The following is a 19,709-nucleotide window of genomic DNA, read 5'->3' on the forward strand; positions in this document are numbered from 1 at the left end:
CTCCCTGTTCCCTATTTGGTAAAAATCATGAAAAATCTGTGGTATTTAATCCACAGATAAAAGCTAATGAACGTTTTAGTTAAACTACTCAAATAGCCAGTTTTTCATTTTCGCCAAACTTTTCCAATCTGGCTTTCTGGTTAAACCGTCTTCAATACTACCTTTGATTTCGTCGTACCATTCCTGGTTAACCATAATCAACTGGGAAGCAACTTCTACATGGTCTCGCAAGCCTTTTTGACCCGTTTCCAGCATAGCTGTAGCCAGATTAACCCTTGCTTGGGGGTCTTGGGGATTTAACTTTACAGCCTTTTGAGCCGCTTTACAAGCAAGCTTTGGTTTATCTGCCAGCATATACAGCCAGGACAAACAAGTCCATGCGGCACTATTATCAGGTGCGCGATCGCAAACTTCTTTAAAAACAGGAATCAACTCGGTAGCGTCGGTTCCAGCTTTATAACTTTCTAAACCTGTATCAAACAGGGATTCAACTGTTTGAGTCATAGTAAAACAATCATCATGCTTTGAAGGAATTCCTTTGTCATTAAATAACTATTTACCAAAAAAGACAAAGGAATGGGACAAACTGATATTAGACACCAAAGGATTTGCCACAACCACAAGTAGCGTTAGCGTTGGGATTAGTGAACTGAAAGCCTCCACCAATCAAAGAATCGCTATAATCAAGCATCAACCCATAGAGATATAATAAACTTTTGCGATCGCAAACAATTTTAAATCCATCGTAATCAAATGTATCATCGTGGTCAGTAATTTGACTGGGGTCTTCAAAATCCATCATGTAAGACATTCCAGAACAGCCACCTTGACGTACTCCTACCCGCAAGCAGAGGGCTTTTCCTTGTTTTTCTTGTAATAATTTAACTTGTCTAAGTGCGGCTTCGCTCAGTTGAATTCCCCGTTTAGACTCAGTTGCTTGTGTCATTTATTTAGACTCCAATAATATGGTTAAACGATCGCGGGTGCGGCTCTATATACGAATTATGAACGGAAACTAGATAAAACTAGTTACATAACTTGGTTCGCAGCCGCTATTTTTGTTCTTGTATTCATTTTAGCGATATTGATCGAGCGAATGGACGTTTTAATTTTAAATAAAAAACGTTTTGAACTAGGGAAGCATATTGATTTCGATCCTTTTGGTTCGGGAAATCAAGAGCGCGAAAAATTTGGGTATGATGCGAATTACGAGCATGAGTCTATCTAATTGCAGCATCCCGAATATTTTTATCCTAAAATTGAAAAACTCGGCGTATTTATAAAAAAAACTTATTTACGGAGTTCCTATTTTTAATCCAGGAAAAAGGATAATAAGAATCCATCCAAACTTCCTTGTCCCAAAAAATAAAATTTGCACGGAAAGAAGAAAATAAATCCACTTTATGACAAGTTTTAGTCGCTCTACCATCCGTCGTTTAAAGAAAATACCCCAAACTCATTCTGTATGGGAAGGCGATCGCCGTCCATTTTCATCATCACACGCAAACGGGGAAGCATCATCACAAAATGAATGCATTATTTGGGTTGATGCACAAGAGGGAATTGTACGAGGGATGGACGTTGTAAATCCTTTATCTGGACCAGAAGCGGTTGTCCGTACTTTGATGCGGGCCATCGAAAGTCCCCACAGTCCAGCAAAACCGGCTCGACCTCAACGAATTGTAGTCCAAGATAGAGAAATTCAATTTTATTTACGGGGGGTACTGCAAGATATAGATATTGCAATTGATCGCGTACCCGAATTACCGTTAATTGATGAACTGTTTCGCGGTTTTTCAGAAGTTATCGAGAATCAAATTCCAGATTTACCTCCAGAATACGCGGACTTATTGAGAAATAAAGCTTTTGCTATTTGGAAATTAGCACCTTGGGAATTTTTAGAAGAACAGCAAATTTTATCAATAGAAATCAATCAGTGGGATATCGGTACTCTACACGCTTCAGTAATGGGAATGTTGGGTATGGAGTATGGAATTTTACTTTATCGTTCCGAGGAATCTCTGAAATATTTTCGTGCTACCGTTTTAAAAGAAGACTCTTCACAAGATTATTTAGAAGAAGCTTTTCTCAAACAAGATTGCTTGTTTCTCACATTTGAACGCGCTTCGCAAACTGATGAAAACGAAGATATTTTTGTAGATTTAGCAGATTTTCCACTATCGGAAATTAATCCAACTTTTGGTAATATTCATCCTCTTGAAGGAGTCCGGTCTATTTTATATGAAGAAGAAGCCAAAGTTGTATTAGTTGCGTTGATTGCTTTATATCGTTTTATTCGCGACCAGCGTACTAGCTTAATTAATGGTTTGTTTCCATCTTTGAGCCATCGCTATCGTGTATCTTTACCATCTCTAGAATCGACTAAATCAATATTGGTTACTGTTGCTACTCAAACACAGTTAACAAGTGAATTGGAAGAAATGTCGAGTTTTGAGGATGACGATCAAGAAACTATGCTAAGTTCTGTACCTAACTTAAGTTCGCTGCGAGATGATTTAATTCCGCAAGATTCTAATATTAGTTTGGGCGTAATTTCTTGGGAAATGTTGGAATATTTAGAGGATACTTCTAAGTATTATAAAGTAGGTGAAGTTACACAAGCTGGTGATGGCTTACCAGTAATCTTAATTCAAACATCCCGTCCCAAAGCAAAAACTGTAATTGAATGTATTGAAAAACAGGGTGGACTCAAGTCAATTTGTTTTAATCCCGGTGCAGACCCTTTTAATGGTAAGCGTTACGACCTTGGTTTATTACAAACTCAAAATCAAGATTTGTTTCTTTTTGGTGAATTTGAAGATGATGACCCATCTCATGCAGAAGCTAGACGAAAATGGAATCAGCGCTGTCAAAATACTCAAGGATATTGCGGTTTGATTATTGCTAAGGGATTAACCGGAGCTTCTCGCGGCAATCCTCAATTGCGAGATATGATGGCTCTGTTTGAAGCGCGTTATTTGTCACCCAAGGAATTAGGTATTGGTAGCTTTAAATTAATGCCTCAAGTCTAAAATATGATATTTATGGCTCTTCCGTACAAGAGGATGTTAACTAAATTCAAAACAGGGAATAGGGAATGGGGAATGGGGAATAGTAATAAGAAGCAATATTTATTGCTTTATATCGAGTTAAAAATCCAATTGTCTTTAATTGTCTTTATATAGTAAGGATAGAAAGCTTTTTAGTCATATATTTAGCATAATATGTACTGAATAACCATATATAATTTATTTTATATAATTGATTTTTTTATTTATTTAATTCTTTACTTATACAGCCGATTTCATTTGATTAAGGTACAGAACACATAGTTATAAGGAAGTAGGGAGTAGAGCAATATACCTCATTTATTTACAAACTGCTATATATCCAAATATATTTTAAATATATCTATTCGTTTCAGAATATATTTTATATTTTATATTTTCTCCTAACCTTAAGTCGATTGGTAGAAATAAATCGAACTATGTAACAGAATGTAAATTAAGTTTAAAACCCTTCCCCTATTCCCTACTCCCTTTTCATAACTGTTAACCTACTTACTTTCTGTTTGCTGCTGTAACATTTAATCAACATGAGTTTTTTTTAAATAAAGACTTTATATGATTAATGTATTTACTTCATAAAGAGAAAAATTAATCAATTTTTTTTGATTTTATTAAAGATTAAGTAAAGTAAATAATGATTTTAAAAAATAGATATACAATCTAGTAATCAGTAGATTGAATGTTTGATTGAAAATATGTTGATGAACTTTTATTTATATGTACGAGCATTTAGGGAATAACTTAGACTCTTATAAGAATTCAGTAATTCGCGTGACGATTGAATTTTTAGGATTACAATGCTCAAACAAAATTTATGATAAAGATGAATCTATATTATATGGTGATAATTTAAATCAAGCTATCTCTCGACAACGACAAAAATTAACACAAAAGCTTAAATTATGGCTGCAAAATGTTAGCTTGCAAGGTTCAGGAAAAACTCAAAAATTACTATCTAAGGAGGTGATACATCCGATAAAACCATTATTGATTGAAAAGAACAAAATTGCCGGAGATTATTTGCAAATTTCTGAAAAAACTTTGGATGTTTATTTGGACGTTTATAATCATCCCGTACAGTTAACGCTTGAAGAATTGCGATCGCCAAAATTAAATTACGCAAAATTTGTTCCTCATCAGTTAGCAAAAGCTATTAGTGCTTCACTTGCAGCGTTAAGAAAATACAGGTATGGCTTTGTGAGTATGTATCGCGACAATAGCCAAATACTGTTACAGTTACTTTGTCATACTGAACAAACTTTAATTCGTGCTTACTTTAAAGTAATTAATAACCATTTGTATCTGCTGTTGCAACACGCTTACACCGCAGCAGCCATTGATTGCCATTCTGTAGCTTTGATGGTAATACAACTGGAGCTAATGCTTACCCTGGTATTAAAAGTATGTTTGGAAATGATTTATCAAATGCTCCATCTGTTAGCAGAAGAAATTAGCAAACGCTTCAATACAGAACAAGCTAATACTTTAATGCCATGTTTTTAGATAATGAAAGCATCTATTTTTTTCTCGAAGTATTTAGCGACAGTAATTGCGATCGGTCATTAAATGCTTATGAAGAGAGAAAAAATTGCAAACCGTTATTAGCTTAACAGTAAATGTCTCAACTAAATTTATAAAATTTACTTCTATCGCACTTTATCTGGAAGTTTTGTTGAGTTCAATTTAACAAAGCAAAGAATGTACCATATCCTACCGTAATCAACTCAATTTATAAATGATGATATAGATATCTAGTTGTCTTGATGAATTATGCAAGGATAAATTTTACTTTCTGTACAAACACTAATCCTTGTTTAGTTTTGGCAACTCTGATACGATTATCGCTCTCATTATTTATTTTTTGATTTCTTCAATGATGTCAATATACAGCAGATAACATCACAAAATGACCAATAAGAAATGGGCTGTAAAACGTATTACAGTAAATCTCGCAGCACAAGAAGCGGAAAAACTGGAAAAATATTGCCAGCAAACCGGTAGACCAGCGACAGATGTAATTCGAGAATTGATTCGAGGTTTATCCATCTTGGAAGAAAATAAAGATGTTGCAAGTTAAAGAAGTAGTTAAGCTAAAAAGCGTTTTCAGGCGGCAACATCGGACAATAACTGTGAAGACTTGATAGGGATCGGGACTGCTTTCTTACCCGAATGTAAAGCAACGGCAAATTCCGTCACCAATTCAGTTACAATCTGTAAAGATACTGAATTATTAAAAACGAAATGCGAGTTGCAATCGTAGGTGCGGGACTAGCCGGTTTATCATGTGCTGTCGATTTAGCCGATGCCGGTTGTGAAATCCAGATTTTCGAGTCTCGTCCATTTATTGGTGGGAAAGTCGGTAGTTGGATTGATAGCGATGGTAATCATTTGGAAATGGGATTGCACGTCTTTTTTGGATGCTACTATCAACTGTTTGATTTGATGAAAAAGGTGGGTGCATTTGAAAACTTACGTCAAAAAGAACATACCCATCAGTTTATAAATCGAGGGGGGCGTACTGGTTCTTTAGATTTTCGCTTCTTGACTGGTGCGCCCTTCAATGGATTGAAAGCTTTCTTTACCACTTCTCAACTGTCGTTACAGGATAAGATCCAGAATTCTCTAGCGCTGGGGACAAGTCCGATTGTGCGAGGCTTAGTTGACTTTGATGGTGCAATGAACACTATCCGCGACTTGGATAAAATTAGCTTTGCAGACTGGTTCCGCAGTCACGGTGGAAACAATGGCAGTATTGAACGGATGTGGAACCCCATTGCTTACGCTTTGGGCTTCATCGATTGTGAAAATATGTCCGCCCGCTGTATGTTGACAATATTCCAGTTATTTGCAACTAGAACCGAAGCTTCAAAACTGCGGATGCTCGAAGGTTCTCCTCAAGAATACCTGCACCAGCCAATTCTAAATTATTTGCAAGCCAGAGGAGCCAAAATTTATACCCGTCGCCAAGTACGAGAAATTAAGTTTACCGAAGTTGAAGGTACGGCGCGGGTGGATGGTTTGGTAGTAAAGAATGGAGAAAACGAGGAAAATATCACCGCTGATGCTTACATTGCAGCTTGTGACTTGCCTGGAATTACTCGATTGTTACCCTCCGAGTGGCGTAAATGGTCGGAGTTTGACAATATTTACAAATTGGATGCGGTACCTGTAGCAACCGTGCAGTTACGCTTTGATGGTTGGGTAACAGAAATGCAGGATGCCGAGAAACGCTCCTCATTACAGCAAGCTGCGGGTATAGATAATTTACTGTATACCCCGGATGCCGACTTTTCTTGCTTTGCCGATTTAGCTTTAACCAGCCCTGCTGATTATTATCGTGAAGGCAGCGGTTCTTTGATGCAACTGGTACTAACACCAGGAGACCCTTTTATTAAGAAAAATAACGAAGAAATCGCCAAACACGTCTTAGCTCAGGTACATGAGTTATTTCCTTCCTCGCGAGAATTAAACATGACCTGGTATAGTGTCGTTAAGCTTGCTCAGTCGCTGTACCGCGAAGCACCGGGAATGGATGTTTATCGTCCGCAGCAAAAAACGCCCTTGGAAAATTTCTTCCTCGCGGGTAGTTACACTCAGCAAGATTATATCGATAGTATGGAAGGTGCAACAATTTCGGGAAGGCGTGCTGCAAAGGTCGTTTTGGAAACTGTAAAAAAATAGCTTTTTAAAAAAACTATATGGCTAACTGGTTGGAGCATACCGTACAAGTAGAGGTAGACGCTCCTATAGATGTAGTATGGGGTATGTGGTCGGACTTAGAGCAGATGCCTCGCTGGATGAAATGGATTGATTCAGTCAAAGTTCTTGAAGACAATCCAGAATTATCCCTGTGGAAATTAAACGCTGGTGGATTCAACTTTAGTTGGCGATCGCGAATCCTCAAGATAATACCGAATCAAATAATCCAATGGGAATCAGTCGATGGTTTACCCAATAGAGGAGCAATAAGATTTTACGATCGCCAAAATTCTAGTATTGTCAAACTGACCGTTGGTTATGCCATACCCGGTATTATTGGCAAACTAATGGATAACTTGTTTTTAGGACGAGTCGTAGAATCAACGCTGGAAGAAAGTTTGGCAAGGTTTAAGGAATACGCTCAAACTGGAGTTACTTCTCTCGAATAACTGACTTACCAGGTTGGGTCGCTGAATATACTAATAGTCAGTTTTTCTCGTCCTGCTGGTACCGAACTAATGCAAGCGCGGATAGTATCTCCACTCACCTCTACCGTGCAAGCGTGACAAGACCCCATTAAACAACCAGTAGGAATAGATACCCCTGCTCTGTCAGCTACATCGAGCAAAGATTCTCCGATTTCGGCATCAACTGTAACATTATCTGGTAAAAACTGGACTTGAATGCTCATGTTTTTTTGAGTTAGGAGTTAGGAGTTAATAAATAAATGCGGTGACGAGTGGAAATAGGGTCATTATAAACTACCAACATATACTTGCTAATTTAACAACTACTCCCTTCCCGCTCTAAATTTACCTATCTCTGTTTACTTCTTTCCTCAGCGCTCTCTGCACGCCACTTGCTACAAGTCGGGGAACCCGCCCAACGCAGTGGCTTGTCTCAGCGGTTTTTTAATCGGTAATCTTCTGCCGGGAAGGGAGTAACAACTAACTAAGATAATAAAACGCTTAAGTCTAAATAGCGTTCTACATTTACAGCCAGAGAATCTAAGAGTTTTTCTCTTTGTTCGCGATAATTAGGAACACCAGTAGGTAAAGATTTTAAACCCCGCTGTTGACGTAAGCGATTTAACCAAGCGCGTCGCCAGGGTCCGTTATCAAACATACCGTGAAGATAAGTACCCCAAACCGATTGACACTTATCTACTAAACCTAAATTAACATCATCAAATAAAGCCTCGAAACCTTGAGTATTCGGACCTTGGGTTTCAATCCGCGAACGCCCTTGATGGATTTCAAAGCCATGAACGGGTAAGCCAGCTTGAGGAAAATTAGAAGTAACTTGGCGCTGTCGGGCTATTTTTTGTCCTGTAATTACGCTTTTAATCGGTAATAACCCCAAACCTCCAAATCTACCAGCTTGTCCTTCTATCCCTTCAGGATCGGCTATCATTTGACCTAAAATTTGGAAACCACCGCAAATTCCTAATACCGTTCCACCCGCTGCTGCATAATTTTGAATTTGCTCGGCCATTCCAGTTCTTTGGAGTAACAATAAGTCGGGTATTGTAGTTTTCGTACCTGGAAGAATTACTGCATCAGGATGTCCCAAATCATGCTTCGGACTTAAGTATTTTATACCAACGCTGGGTTCCGATTCGAGGGGGTCAAAATCTGTAAAGTTAGCGATTCTTGGTAACTTAACAACAGTAATATTTAGTTCACTGTTAAATTTGCGCGGTTTTCGTTCTAATAGATCGAGAGAATCTTCGGCAGGAAATACCTGTTCTAGATAAGGGATAACTCCTACAACTGGAATCCCAGTCCTTTCTTCCAACCACTTAATTCCCGGTTCCAAAATCGAACGCTGTCCCCGGAATTTGTTAATTACGATTCCTTTAATTAAAGCCCGTTCGTCTGGTTCCAATAACTCCAAAGTGCCAACAACGTGGGCAAAAGCACCACCACGCTCGATATCAACTACTAATAAAGTCATTGCATTCAAATGCTTAGCAACTCGCATATTAGCTAAGTCGCGGTGTTTGAGGTTGATTTCCGCAGGACTACCAGCACCCTCGCAAACTAATAAGTCAAATTCCGTTCCCAGGTTATGTAAAGATTCTTCAATCGCTTGCCATCCGATGTCAAAATACTGCTCGTAGTAGTCCGTAGCGCTGACTTTCCCTACAGGCTTACCCTTAATAATTACCTGAGAAGTCATATCTCCTTGAGGTTTTAATAAAACTGGGTTCATTTCTATCCAAGGAACTACCCCCGCAGCCCAGGCTTGTACCGCTTGTGCGTAACCAATTTCTCCACCATTGGCTGTAACATAAGCATTGTTCGCCATATTCTGACCTTTAAAGGGGGCCACTCGCCAGCCGCGTCGCGATAAAATACGACAAATTGCGGCGCATAAAAGTGATTTCCCTGCGTGGGATGTTGTTCCCACTACCATAATTGCTTTCATAATTAAGTATTATCTTTTATTTTTCGGACTGACTAAGTAAAGGGATGAAGCCAAGGAAAATGCGATTAGCGACTGGGTAATTGATAGCACCTAGTTTCAAAATCGAACCCTAATAAATCAAAGTAGGTTTGTATTCCCATTTATAAACACTTCACAAAGGAAATTGAGGCTTCCGTATATATTGTTCCCCTCTTAACCTTACTCCTAACTATTCTTCACCTAATTACCGTAATTATTCCTGTCCCGCTAGAAGATTGTGTACTTTAAGGGGTAGCGAAAAGGGATCTACTTAAAAAGGTAATCTAAATATACGTGTGAATGCATTTTTGAGGCGATCGCCAAATGTAGGAACGCTCCAAGCCTCTGATGACGCGCTTTCTACCATTTGCCGACCCAAAGGAGTTAGACGAAAACTATCTGTTATACCTTGTCCGTCAACTTCGCGACGCAGCAAACCGACTTCAATCAACCATACCAAAGCGTTATCTGCTGCTAATTCAGACAAAGGACGTTTTGTATAGTTGTTTTTCACACCATTACTACCAGCAATTTCACTCATTGCTATTCGTCCTGCGAGCATCTTTTGAAATAAGCTTAAATTGAAAGGAGAACATCTGAGCGATCGGGAAGCTCTTTTTTGGGTGAAATGAGAATAGGTAAAACTTTTTTGGGTTTGCGAATCAACAGCAGCCATTTTGGGTATATTGATATTATTTTTACTTACTATGTTAATCGTAATATTGTTTTAATTTAAATAAAAATTATTAATTTGCCCAATTTATCTGATTTACGGCAATTTTAAGATATACCTGCTCGCAGGTGCGGAGCTAGCTTTGGTAATAAATACAGCTACACCCCGGTTATATAATCAAACAATTCAAAGTAGAAAATAGCTAAATTTTAAACAGATTAATAATCTAAATTCTATTGATTTATTTAATAGTTATTCAAAGAATACACAATACTAAGTAAAGATACAACAATTGATAGATTAGCAGGTATTTAAGATAAAATACTCATTGCAATCAAGTAAATTAAACTAAAACTATGGCTCTCTCAGTTGGAAGCGAAGCACCTAATTTCACCACCAAAGATACCAACGGCAACACCGTTTCTCTGTCAGATTTTAAAGGTAAGACAGTAGTTTTGTACTTTTATCCCAAAGACGATACTCCTGGATGTACCAAACAAGCCTGTAGCTTCCGCGATGCTCAATCGCAATATCAAAGCAAGGATATCGTTATTTTAGGTGTAAGTGCAGATGATGAAGCTTCCCACCAAGCTTTTACTGAAAAATACAATCTCAATTTTCCTTTACTTGCTGACAACAACAAAGAGTTAATCAAGGCTTATGATGTTGATGGTGGTGGTTACGCGAAGCGCGTTACCTACGTAATAGATGGTGGAGGTAAAATCCAGAACGTTGATGCTAGCGTTAATACAGCTAGCCACGCTGAAGATGTATTGAAATCTTTGGGTTTATAATTAATGTAGAGACGTTGCAGTGCAACGTCTCCAAATCTCACGTTTATTTTAACAATCTTGCTTTAATTCCCAGAAGCAGGTGTTTGCGCTGGAGTATAAACTGGCAATGCAAAATCAAAATTGCTGGGTTTTTGTTGTCCGCTTACCGATTGTTGCTGACTCTGTTGCAGCAAGCGTTGTTGTTTTGCACGAAATGAATCAGCTTCCGAATTAATTTGTTGTCTATTTTGGGAAGAAAAACCTTGCCAATCTAAATTGCCAAAATTTGCCTGATGAATCAAACTCATTGGATTGAAATTACCATCTTGAGGTCCGTTGATCGAATCTCCATCACCTTGTTTTGACTCAAAAGTATTGTTTTGGTAGCTAGATGGAACAGAAAGGTCTTGACTGGTTTGAGCTAAGGTTGCTGATGGTGCAATTATGCAAGCAATGCCAACCGTAATTGCAGCAACTATTTTATTAAGCTGTACTTTCATGAAATATTCCCCTTTTACGAGTCTAATTAATACTTCTATTTTACGCAAGAGTACGACGTAGGCGGGGTTGAATGCTTAATAATGCTACAACCGCAAAGCCTAACAATACTAGTATTGCACCACCAAAAGTTACATCACCCCAGAAAGCGTGCATCACTATACTATTTAATCCCCAACTGTCATGTTGATACAGATAGCGGATAGCTTCGATCGCATAACTTAGAGGATTGATTGTTGCTACAACCTGCAACCATTGAGGCATAAACGACAAAGGAGCTAAAGCCGTACTGGCAAATAATAACGGTAGGTTGGTTACGAAAATTACCGCTATTAGCTCAATGTGTCCCGGTAGTGCGAAGGCTAAACCCAACGAGAGAGCCGTTACACCCAAAGCCAGGAGAAAGACGATTAAAGCTATGGTACCCAAACCAGCTGCATCCGGGATACCCGCACCTAAAAACGCCGCAGCGCCTACAATTACCGCTGCTTGCAGCAAAGTTTGACTGATAATAAAGATTGCAGAAGCAAAGACGATAGAAAAGCGCGACGCTAAAGGAGCAACTAATAAGCGATTTAAAAAGCCAAATTCTCGGTCAAACATAATAGGTAAACCAGCATTTAGCGCTCCACTGAAAGCCGTAAATACTATTATGCCAGCAGCTAAAAATTGAGCGTAATTTGTAGTATTGCCAAAAATACCTTTTGGTGCATTTTGGAAAAGTGCGCCAAATAACACCAACCACATTACAGGTTGAATAATACTAGCTACTAAAGTTGAAGGACGACGCTGTAATTGAATAAACAGACGACGAGTCAACGCTAAAGTTTCTTGAACTAACTCGCCGAAAACACTTTGATTCGCATCACTATATAGTTGTGGTGACGCTATTTGCTGCAAATTAATATCTGCTGATTTGGAAGGTAAAACTGTACCGCTCATGATAATTTTGGATTTTAGATTTTGGATTTTGGATTGAAAGATTTAGGAGTTAGGAGTTAGGAGTTAGGAGTGAGGAGTGAGGAGTTATTGGTTAATAAAACAACTATCAACCTTTAACCTCTAACCTTAACCTTTGACCTTTGACCTATTTCATACTTTGTTTCTTTTCAGCTTTCATATCGCGAGTTCCGACTGCTGCAAATTCGGCATCCATTAAAGTGCGTCCTGTTGCTGCTAGGTAAACATCATCTAAACTAGGACGAGACTGAGCAATACCGAAAGTGGGTAAACCAGCATTATTTAAAGCTTGCTGAATAGTCATTAAAGCGTCATTTTGCTGGGTAACGACCAAATTTAACGAGTTACCTTGAGCGTTATTAATAATTGCTTCTTTTACAAAAGGTAGAGAAGTAAGTAAATTTTTGGCTTTTTGAGCTTCATCATCTGAGGTAAACTCGCGAATGCGGAGAGTTACTCGATCTCCTCCTAATTTATCTTTTAATTGGGATGGTGTTCCAGTCGCAATTACCTCACCACGATCTGCGATCGCAACTCGATCCGACAAAGCATCGATTTCTTCTAAATAATGGCTGGTAATTAATACTGTTGTTCCAGCTTCTCGCAACTTCCGCAAAAATTCCCACACCACGAAACGGCTTTCTATATCAAGTCCCGCTGTTGGTTCATCTAGTACCAGTACGTCGGGTGCGTGCAGCAATCCAGCAGCTAAGTCCAAGCGTTTGCGTAAACCACCAGAATAAGTTCCTGTTTTTTTATTCGCGTATTCCTGTAAACCAAGTAAATCTAAAACATTTTCAATACGCTGTTTTGTGACTTTTGCAGGTATATGATAAAGCGCTGCTTGCAGTTGCAATAATTCTTTTCCAGTCAGTACCTTATCTAAAGCAACCTCTTGCGCTACATAACCAAGACGTTTCCTGGCCTCTTTGGGATTATCAATTACAGAAATTCCAGATACTTCGATTTTGCCAGCATCTGGCGTAGTTAAAGTACACAAAGCACGCAGAGTAGTAGTTTTACCAGCACCATTAGGACCGAGCAAACCAAATATTTCCCCTCGTTCAACTTTAAAGGAAATATCCTTAACGGCTTCGGTAGTGCCGTAGCTTTTCTTTAAATTTTCAACTAAAACGGCAGGAGCCATTGACATTAACTCTTAAATATAAAAATCTCAACAAATTCTATCTTTATTGTAGAAGTCAAGCGACAGTTTGGATTTTAGATTTTGGATTTTAGATTATCCCCCCATCCCCTTGTCTCCCCATCTCCCCATCCCCTTGTCCCCCCATCTCCCCCTCTTGTCATCGGTTAAAAGTAGCAATCAATGTATCAAGAGGCTGATAAAGGTATTTCTATCGATTACCTTCAGCGGGCTGAGGTGTAAAAATTAGCTTAAAAACTACGGAGATTCACCCTAATGGATGAACGCCGTCTGCGGGAATACATTGCTCTGATTAAGGAACTTTTGAACTGTCCTAGTGGAGAGGAGTTTGTAATTTTAAAAGCCAATACACAATTGGTTGATGAAGATTTGATTATGGTGATGGAGCAGATCGCCATTCAAGCAGAAGAGCAAGGTGCTACTGGAACTACTGAGTTCTTGAGGAATTTGGCACAAGAGTTAAAAGGAATGTTAACGCAGGCAACAAAGACATTTGATGCTGGTTCGGAGCGTCCGTCTGCTTATTTGGAACTAATTGAAACGTTGATGAGTTGTCCTTTGGGAGCAGAAGCAGAAATTTTACGCGAACATCAAGATTTAATTGATACGCAGTTCATTTTGACTTTAGCACAAGTAGCAGGAATGATGGCAGAAATCGGCGAGCGAAAAGCTTCGGAATTTCTCCAAGGTATTGCTGCACCTTTAGCGAAGGGAATGAAAGCTTTACCTGCTGTCCAACCCGCTCAAAATTATTTGGATTTTCTGGGAGAAGTATTACGCACTACTTCTAACAGTAATGGGAATGCAAAAGTGGTGTATCCGTTATTGGCTGCGAATTTAGACAAACTAAATACGTATTTTGCCCAAGTTCTGCAAGATTGGGTCAAGGAAACTGTAGAAAAAGTGCAGCCTTCAATAGCCCATAGCGTTGTAGTAGATCTTGTTAATTTTAGTGTATTAATTCAACAGTTCTCATTAGGGAATAAAGCGGAAAACTTAGAAATTGCGATTATTGGTTATCAGGTAGCATTAACTTATTTTAATCGTGACAAATACCCAGAAGAATGGGCTGGAACTCAGAACAATCTTGGTAATGCTCTGGTTGAGCGTATTATTGGGGAGAGTGGAAATAATTTAGACGCAGGGATTAATTGTTATAAACTTGCCTTGGAAGTCTATCTACGCGATACTTTTCCTGAAGATTGGGCCATGACTCAAAATAATTTGGGTACGGCTTATAAAGGTAGGGAAAATGGAGATAAAGCAGAAAACCTGGAAATAGCTATTCAATACTATTTTGCTGCATTAGACGTATACCAACGTTCGGTATTTCCGTATCAATGGGCGGCAATTCAATACAACTTGGGTAACGTGTATTGCGATCGCGTTGCTGGTGACAAGGCTGAGAATATGGAAATCGCTATATTATCCTACAATGCAGCCTTGGAAGTGTATCAACCCAATCTGGTTCCGCAGCAATGGGCAATGACTCAATATAATTTGGGTAATGCTTATAAACAGCGTATTCGGGGGGACAAGAATGAAAACTTGCAAAAAGCTGACGAATGTTATCTAGCTGCAATGGATATTTATAAGCGATATCGCGACCCTGAAGAATAAGTGATTTTATTGCTCACATATACACATTCGAGAAACCCGGCTTTTTATTTTTTTATTTATAGTAGGACTTAGCAAAAAGGCATATTTTGTTGTAGGGTGCTGTGACACTTTGACTAATTTTTAACGTAATAATGAGGTTATAGTGTCACGCACCAACCAGGATCTTGTGACAATTGCGTAAGTCCTATATAAAAGTCGGGTTTCTAGTTTAAAAGTTTATACTCGATCAAAGCTGGTTAATAATCAAATTTTGATATTCTTGTTCGGTCACAATATCAAAAGTAGTTTCAACTCTATCTAAAAATACTAATCCCTCAAAATGGTCGTATTCATGCTGGAAAATACGAGCAACAAAATCCGTTAATTCTTGCTTTTGTAATTGACCATATCTATCGGTATATTCAACTTCAATTTCTCGATATCTCGGAACTAATCCCCTAATTCCCGGAATACTTAAACAGCCTTCCCAACCTTTAACAATGTCATCAGAATAATTAAGAATTCGCGGATTAATCATTGCTGTCGGCTCCATCAAAGGGGCATTTGGATATCTGAAATTGGGACGAGAAGCAACGATAAATATACGATAACCCACGGCAACTTGTGGTGCGGCAATGCCTACACCGTTAGTCTCCTTCACTGTTACCAATAAGTCATCAATCAATTTTTGAATGGTTTTGTCTTGAATATCTTTAACAAACTCGGCTTTTTGGCGCAGAATCGGATTACCTAACTCAATAATAGAAAGTTTTTCAGACATAGTATCAATTATCAATTCTTATATTTTACAACTGGATAAGCTGTTATGCATTTGATTTGTATAATGCTGGCGAGCATCTTGCTCGCACTACTTATTTATATTTCACGAATCATTTAGGACTGCTATATCACACGATAAATTATCAGTTTAACCATTAATTATGTTTCTTGAGTACGTAGGATGCAAAAAGATCTAAAAAAACTTTGAATACCTTGCTATGTAAGCATTATTATCTTACTCTCCCCAACCCTCTTTTACGACTATTTGATTAGCATGAACTTGTCCTGAATAAACTTAATTATTTATTGATAATTGAGCATTGATAAATAAGTCGGTACAAATAAAACCAACTATGTAACGGTTGGGTAAATTGGTCTCAAAGCCTATTCCCTATTCCTAATCACGATTTTCAACGCCGACCTACTTAATCGGTCGTTGTTAATCGTCTTTTGCTGCGGGTAAAGGTGCGGGTCTGACCGCTAAATTTACGGTTTTGCCGTTACGTTCTACTTCTATACTTAGCGGCTGACCAATTTTACTTTTTTCTACTAATCTTTGTACGTCTTCATTGTTGGTGACGCGCTGCTTATCAATGCTTACAATCACATCTCCTGCTTTTAGTCCACCTTGAGATGCCGGAGAACCGCGCATAATCCGGATTAATAAAACGCCTTTATCTGCTGAAATACTCGGAGTCCCTAATTCACCGTTGAGTTTTTGTTTTACATCGGGTGTCAATGTTACCATCTGAACACCTAAATAGGGATGGTCTACTCTACCTTTGGCGATTAATTCTTGAGAAATTCTTTTAATTGTATTTACGGGAATCGCAAATCCTATACCTTGAGCGCCTTTAATTATAGCAGTATTCATGCCTATGACCTGTCCGCTAGCACTTAACAAAGGTCCACCGGAGTTTCCAGGGTTGATAGCAGCATCAGTTTGAAGATAATCAACTCGCTTATCAGGCGCACCAATATCGGTGCTAGAACGACCTATAGCGCTAATAATTCCAGAAGTTACCGTATAGTTCAAACCCAGAGGATTACCAATGGCAATTACCGCTTCTCCCGGCTGTAAAGAGTCGGAATCTCCCAAGGAAACAGTAGGTAGACTATCCGCATTAATTTTAACTATCGCTACATCTGTTACCGGGTCTTCACCCAAAACCTGCCCGTCAAATTCACGACCATCTTTTAATTTTACAGTTACTCGATCCGCACCGTCTACTACGTGAGCGTTAGTTAAGATTTCACCGTTAGAGTTGATAATGAATCCAGAACCATTACCGCTTTCTCGTCTTTCTCTGGGTTGATTTGGCACTCCATTCCCAAAAAACCTCCGAAAAAATGGGTCGTTAAGTTCATCCGGAACGCTGGAACTTACTGTCTTAGAAGTATCAATCCGAACTACTGATGGACCGACTTGCTGTACGACAGAAACCACAAAATTAGGGTCTCCTGAGTTTTTAAAGATTGCGGGGGGCGCAATTTTAGGTACATTGGTATTTTTATCTTGAGCCTGCGCTTCTTGCTCCGGAACCTTGCGACTTATAACATTACCGACGTTAGAACAACCACTAAGTAAAGCAGTAGTAATTGCAACACTAAAAGTTAAGATAATTTTTTTTATGCAAAACTGCTGAGTTTGAGTTCTAGTATAAATATTACTTAATTTTGACTGATGGTCTTTTCTATTCATGTGATTTTCTTTCTCCGTGTGAGTATGTCGATGGTAGGATATTGCCTACTGGATGAATATAAGAATAACTGCCGTCTTAAAATTGAGTTTTGGGTTTAGATTGCCCGAACATGATGTTTTTGGCAAGTCTACTTATTTAATATCTGGTTTTTTGTGACGATTACCTAACAATCGGTGCTTGAAATGTCTGACAAAATAGAAAATTTATGGTCTCAAGTATTGGAACGCTTGCAGCTAGAACTGTCGCGTCCCACTTTTGAAACTTGGATTAAAACCGCGATCGCCGAAAAGTTGGAGCAGGACTGTTTGGTAATTCGTACTCCCAATCCCTTTGCTCGCAATTGGTTACAAAAGTATTACATAAAAACAATTGCGTCAGTAGTCCAGGATATTCTCGGTCGTCGAGTAGATATTTATTTTACGGTTACGAACGGCGATTGTGCTGACGAAATTAGCGATCGCCAAGCAACTAATAAATTACCCCCATCAATGAATATTTCCGGAGGTATCGGCAAAAATGGGCAAAAAACATCAATTTTAAATCTAAAATATGCATTTTCCCGCTTTGTAGTTGGTGCAAACAATCGTTTGGCTCATGCTGCATCTTTAGCGGTTGCGGAATCTCCCGGTAAAGAATTTAATCCTTTGTTTCTATATGGTGGTGTGGGATTGGGGAAAACCCATTTGATGCAGGCGATCGGTAACTATCGTTTAGAAATTTTCCCTAACTCAAAAATATTTTATGTTTCTACCGAACAGTTTACTAATGATGTGATTAGCGCCATTCGTAACGACAGCAGACAAAGCCTGCAAGAACATTACAGGGCTGCTGATGTACTTTTAGTAGACGATATCCAGTTTATTGAAGGTAAAGAATCCACTCAAGAAGAATTTTTTCATACTTTCAATACTTTATATGAAGCAGGTAAACAGGTAGTTATTGCCTCAGACCGTCCTCCCAATCAAATCCCTCGTCTGCAAGAAAGATTATCTTCCCGCTTCTCTATGGGATTAATCGCTGATATCCAAGCACCAGATTTAGAAACCAGAATGGCTATTTTACAAAAAAAAGCCGAAGATGAAAACTTACGTTTACCCAAAGATGTTATAGAGTACATTGCTTCTAACTACACGAATAATATTCGGGAATTGGAAGGTGCATTAATTCGAGCCACAGCGTATGTTTCTATTTGGGGTTTACCCATGACTGTGGAAAATATCAGTTCGGCTCTAGAATCAAAAGCCCAGAAAGTAGAAGCAACTCCAGTCGCAATTTTAAGTATAGTCGCCGATACTTTCAATCTTTCTATTGAAGACCTCAAAAGTAATTCTAGAAGGAGAGAAATTAGCTGGGCTCGACAAATCGGAATGTATTTAATGCGTCACTATACAGATCTAAGTTTACCTAGAATCGGCGAAGAATTTGGCGGTAAAGACCATACAACTGTTATGTATAGCTGTGAAAAAATTACTCAACTAAAACTTACCGACCACAACTTGGTACAAATCTTGCGTCAACTTGGCGATCGCATTAATATAAATCACAAATAACTCTGGGTGAAAACAAAAAACAAAAAACAAAAATTGCTTTATAATTTTTTTATAGATTAAGCTGTTAAATTATCTTGGAAATAAATCATCAACTCCATTGCTTGTTTATTAAATAGTTAAGTTAAGTATAAAAATTAATTAAAATTAATTAAAATTAATTAAAAGCCAATATTCTTGTGGAAAAATCGCATTTTTTTGGGGAAAACTCGCAACAAAACTGTGGAAAACTAATTCTAAGTATAAATACTCTGTGGAAAACTTAGCTTTTTCTCCACAGCTTTTTCCACAATTTGGTGTTTGTACAACTGTCTTTGAGAAAGACTGTGGTGAGTTTTCCACAACTTTTAAAAATGGAACTATCAATATTGCAAAAATGTTTATCAAACCAAAAATGTACGATTTCGCACTTATCACCTTAATTTTTACCAAATAATCTCTATGAATATATAGTGGTAAAAAAATACCGTATAAACTGATTACTTTAAATATAAAGTAGCAATTTTAACATGGCTAGAATAAAGAATAAATTCGGCTTTGATCGAATAGAAAACTGTTTTTCCCCCCTGCTTTTTCTACATCTTCTCGATCAAAGTGAATTTCGGCATCAATGGTAGCTAATCTTATGTTTATAGGACTTAGCAAAAAGGCATATTTTTCTTGTAGGGGAGGCGGTTGAGGGGGCGTAGATAATATCCCCCTTTATTGCAGCTGCTGTGACACTTAATTAAAAATTGAAGGTAATAATAAGGGTTGTAGTGTCACCGAGTAAAATTTTAAGGTCTGAGCAAGACGG

The 19,709-nt window shown here is 38.3% G+C and carries 19 protein-coding genes; 9 read left to right on the plus strand and 10 right to left on the minus strand.

Translation table 11 applies throughout. The features are described 5' to 3' along the window. Window positions 1-84: 84 nt before the first annotated feature. Both VB797_RS16465 and VB797_RS16470 read right to left on the minus strand, forming a co-directional pair. Window positions 85-504, minus strand: coding sequence for a hypothetical protein (locus VB797_RS16465; protein WP_323238793.1), 420 nt, complete (start codon window positions 502-504; stop codon window positions 85-87). 88 nt (window positions 505-592) lie between these two features. Beyond that, window positions 593-946, minus strand: a complete 354-nt coding sequence (locus VB797_RS16470) for an iron-sulfur cluster assembly accessory protein (RefSeq protein ID WP_323238794.1) — start codon at window positions 944-946, stop codon at window positions 593-595. Window positions 947-1,096: 150 nt separating this feature from the next. Here VB797_RS16470 and VB797_RS16475 point away from each other — a divergent pair, with 150 nt between their 5' ends. From VB797_RS16475 to VB797_RS16500, 6 genes are all read left to right on the plus strand, one after another. Continuing rightward, window positions 1,097-1,228 carry a hypothetical protein gene (locus VB797_RS16475; protein WP_323238795.1) on the plus strand — a complete coding sequence of 44 codons (132 nt, stop codon included), beginning with the start codon at window positions 1,097-1,099 and terminating at the stop codon, window positions 1,226-1,228. Between the two features lie 175 nt (window positions 1,229-1,403). Next, window positions 1,404-3,032, plus strand: a complete 1,629-nt coding sequence (locus VB797_RS16480) for a DUF6930 domain-containing protein (RefSeq protein WP_323238796.1) — start codon at window positions 1,404-1,406, stop codon at window positions 3,030-3,032. 753 nt (window positions 3,033-3,785) lie between these two features. Then, a complete protein-coding gene (locus VB797_RS16485; protein WP_323238797.1) occupies window positions 3,786-4,571 on the plus strand; it encodes a hypothetical protein in 786 nt (261 codons plus the stop codon). Window positions 4,572-4,974: 403 nt separating this feature from the next. Then, on the plus strand, window positions 4,975-5,145 hold the full coding sequence (locus VB797_RS16490; RefSeq protein ID WP_323238798.1) for a ribbon-helix-helix protein, CopG family: 171 nt from the start codon (window positions 4,975-4,977) through the stop codon (window positions 5,143-5,145). A gap of 164 nt (window positions 5,146-5,309) precedes the next feature. Further along, the gene (gene zds, locus VB797_RS16495) at window positions 5,310-6,749 is read left to right on the plus strand and encodes a 9,9'-di-cis-zeta-carotene desaturase (protein ID WP_323238799.1); all 1,440 of its coding nucleotides are present in this window, start codon (window positions 5,310-5,312) and stop codon (window positions 6,747-6,749) included. Between the two features lie 17 nt (window positions 6,750-6,766). Next, on the plus strand, window positions 6,767-7,216 hold the full coding sequence (locus VB797_RS16500) for an SRPBCC family protein (protein ID WP_323238800.1): 450 nt from the start codon (window positions 6,767-6,769) through the stop codon (window positions 7,214-7,216). A 5-nt stretch (window positions 7,217-7,221) separates the two neighbouring features. On the opposite strand, the gene VB797_RS16505 is transcribed toward VB797_RS16500, so the two are convergent. The 3 genes from VB797_RS16505 to VB797_RS16515 form a co-directional block, all read right to left on the minus strand. Continuing rightward, window positions 7,222-7,458, minus strand: a complete 237-nt coding sequence (locus tag VB797_RS16505; RefSeq protein WP_323238801.1) for a 2Fe-2S iron-sulfur cluster binding domain-containing protein — start codon at window positions 7,456-7,458, stop codon at window positions 7,222-7,224. Window positions 7,459-7,718: 260 nt separating this feature from the next. Further along, complete coding sequence (gene cobQ / locus VB797_RS16510) at window positions 7,719-9,197, minus strand: cobyric acid synthase CobQ (protein ID WP_323238802.1); 1,479 nt, start codon at window positions 9,195-9,197, stop codon at window positions 7,719-7,721. A gap of 289 nt (window positions 9,198-9,486) precedes the next feature. Next, on the minus strand, window positions 9,487-9,891 hold the full coding sequence (locus VB797_RS16515; RefSeq protein ID WP_323238803.1) for an Npun_F0494 family protein: 405 nt from the start codon (window positions 9,889-9,891) through the stop codon (window positions 9,487-9,489). A 353-nt stretch (window positions 9,892-10,244) separates the two neighbouring features. Between VB797_RS16515 and VB797_RS16520 the strand changes: the two genes are divergently transcribed. After that, window positions 10,245-10,682, plus strand: a complete 438-nt coding sequence (locus VB797_RS16520) for a peroxiredoxin (RefSeq protein WP_323238804.1) — start codon at window positions 10,245-10,247, stop codon at window positions 10,680-10,682. A gap of 62 nt (window positions 10,683-10,744) precedes the next feature. Here the strand turns inward: VB797_RS16520 and VB797_RS16525 are convergent, their stop codons facing one another. From VB797_RS16525 to VB797_RS16535, 3 genes are all read right to left on the minus strand, one after another. Continuing rightward, the gene (locus tag VB797_RS16525) at window positions 10,745-11,161 is read right to left on the minus strand and encodes a hypothetical protein (protein ID WP_323238805.1); all 417 of its coding nucleotides are present in this window, start codon (window positions 11,159-11,161) and stop codon (window positions 10,745-10,747) included. Window positions 11,162-11,201: 40 nt separating this feature from the next. Continuing rightward, a complete protein-coding gene (locus tag VB797_RS16530; protein WP_323238806.1) occupies window positions 11,202-12,101 on the minus strand; it encodes an ABC transporter permease in 900 nt (299 codons plus the stop codon). A gap of 145 nt (window positions 12,102-12,246) precedes the next feature. Further along, window positions 12,247-13,266 (minus strand): ABC transporter ATP-binding protein, encoded by a 1,020-nt coding sequence (locus tag VB797_RS16535; RefSeq protein ID WP_323238807.1) that lies wholly within the window; start codon window positions 13,264-13,266, stop codon window positions 12,247-12,249. A 273-nt stretch (window positions 13,267-13,539) separates the two neighbouring features. Here VB797_RS16535 and VB797_RS16540 point away from each other — a divergent pair, with 273 nt between their 5' ends. Continuing rightward, window positions 13,540-14,904 carry a hypothetical protein gene (locus VB797_RS16540; RefSeq protein ID WP_323238808.1) on the plus strand — a complete coding sequence of 455 codons (1,365 nt, stop codon included), beginning with the start codon at window positions 13,540-13,542 and terminating at the stop codon, window positions 14,902-14,904. A gap of 226 nt (window positions 14,905-15,130) precedes the next feature. Here the strand turns inward: VB797_RS16540 and def are convergent, their stop codons facing one another. Together def and VB797_RS16550 are read right to left on the minus strand one after the other, a co-directional pair. Then, window positions 15,131-15,664, minus strand: a complete 534-nt coding sequence (def, locus tag VB797_RS16545) for a peptide deformylase (RefSeq protein ID WP_323238809.1) — start codon at window positions 15,662-15,664, stop codon at window positions 15,131-15,133. A gap of 438 nt (window positions 15,665-16,102) precedes the next feature. Continuing rightward, window positions 16,103-17,365, minus strand: coding sequence for an HhoA/HhoB/HtrA family serine endopeptidase (locus VB797_RS16550; RefSeq protein ID WP_323238810.1), 1,263 nt, complete (start codon window positions 17,363-17,365; stop codon window positions 16,103-16,105). Between the two features lie 183 nt (window positions 17,366-17,548). On the opposite strand from VB797_RS16550, the gene dnaA reads away from it, so the two are divergent. Beyond that, complete coding sequence (dnaA, locus tag VB797_RS16555) at window positions 17,549-18,916, plus strand: chromosomal replication initiator protein DnaA (protein ID WP_323238811.1); 1,368 nt, start codon at window positions 17,549-17,551, stop codon at window positions 18,914-18,916. The last annotated feature ends 793 nt before the right edge of the window (window positions 18,917-19,709 follow it).

This window comes from Rivularia sp. UHCC 0363 (assembly GCF_034931125.1).
GTDB lineage: Bacteria > Cyanobacteriota > Cyanobacteriia > Cyanobacteriales > Nostocaceae > Rivularia.

What these genes read in the sequence shown, in the direction of transcription:
- VB797_RS16520 (WP_323238804.1), top strand. Translation starts at nt 10,245, where the DNA reads ATGGCTCTCTCAGTTGGAAGCGAAGCACCTAATTTCACCACCAAAGAT.
- VB797_RS16480 (WP_323238796.1), top strand. Translation starts at nt 1,404, where the DNA reads ATGACAAGTTTTAGTCGCTCTACCATCCGTCGTTTAAAGAAAATACCC.
- VB797_RS16475 (WP_323238795.1), top strand. Translation starts at nt 1,097, where the DNA reads ATGGACGTTTTAATTTTAAATAAAAAACGTTTTGAACTAGGGAAGCAT.
- VB797_RS16485 (WP_323238797.1), top strand. Translation starts at nt 3,786, where the DNA reads ATGTACGAGCATTTAGGGAATAACTTAGACTCTTATAAGAATTCAGTA.
- VB797_RS16525 (WP_323238805.1), bottom strand. Translation starts at nt 11,161, where the DNA reads ATGAAAGTACAGCTTAATAAAATAGTTGCTGCAATTACGGTTGGCATT.
- VB797_RS16550 (WP_323238810.1), bottom strand. Translation starts at nt 17,365, where the DNA reads ATGAATAGAAAAGACCATCAGTCAAAATTAAGTAATATTTATACTAGA.
- VB797_RS16500 (WP_323238800.1), top strand. Translation starts at nt 6,767, where the DNA reads ATGGCTAACTGGTTGGAGCATACCGTACAAGTAGAGGTAGACGCTCCT.
- VB797_RS16505 (WP_323238801.1), bottom strand. Translation starts at nt 7,458, where the DNA reads ATGAGCATTCAAGTCCAGTTTTTACCAGATAATGTTACAGTTGATGCC.
- dnaA (WP_323238811.1), top strand. Translation starts at nt 17,549, where the DNA reads ATGTCTGACAAAATAGAAAATTTATGGTCTCAAGTATTGGAACGCTTG.
- VB797_RS16515 (WP_323238803.1), bottom strand. Translation starts at nt 9,891, where the DNA reads ATGGCTGCTGTTGATTCGCAAACCCAAAAAAGTTTTACCTATTCTCAT.
- VB797_RS16490 (WP_323238798.1), top strand. Translation starts at nt 4,975, where the DNA reads ATGACCAATAAGAAATGGGCTGTAAAACGTATTACAGTAAATCTCGCA.
- cobQ (WP_323238802.1), bottom strand. Translation starts at nt 9,197, where the DNA reads ATGAAAGCAATTATGGTAGTGGGAACAACATCCCACGCAGGGAAATCA.
- VB797_RS16530 (WP_323238806.1), bottom strand. Translation starts at nt 12,101, where the DNA reads ATGAGCGGTACAGTTTTACCTTCCAAATCAGCAGATATTAATTTGCAG.
- zds (WP_323238799.1), top strand. Translation starts at nt 5,310, where the DNA reads ATGCGAGTTGCAATCGTAGGTGCGGGACTAGCCGGTTTATCATGTGCT.
- VB797_RS16540 (WP_323238808.1), top strand. Translation starts at nt 13,540, where the DNA reads ATGGATGAACGCCGTCTGCGGGAATACATTGCTCTGATTAAGGAACTT.
- def (WP_323238809.1), bottom strand. Translation starts at nt 15,664, where the DNA reads ATGTCTGAAAAACTTTCTATTATTGAGTTAGGTAATCCGATTCTGCGC.
- VB797_RS16535 (WP_323238807.1), bottom strand. Translation starts at nt 13,266, where the DNA reads ATGGCTCCTGCCGTTTTAGTTGAAAATTTAAAGAAAAGCTACGGCACT.
- VB797_RS16470 (WP_323238794.1), bottom strand. Translation starts at nt 946, where the DNA reads ATGACACAAGCAACTGAGTCTAAACGGGGAATTCAACTGAGCGAAGCC.
- VB797_RS16465 (WP_323238793.1), bottom strand. Translation starts at nt 504, where the DNA reads ATGACTCAAACAGTTGAATCCCTGTTTGATACAGGTTTAGAAAGTTAT.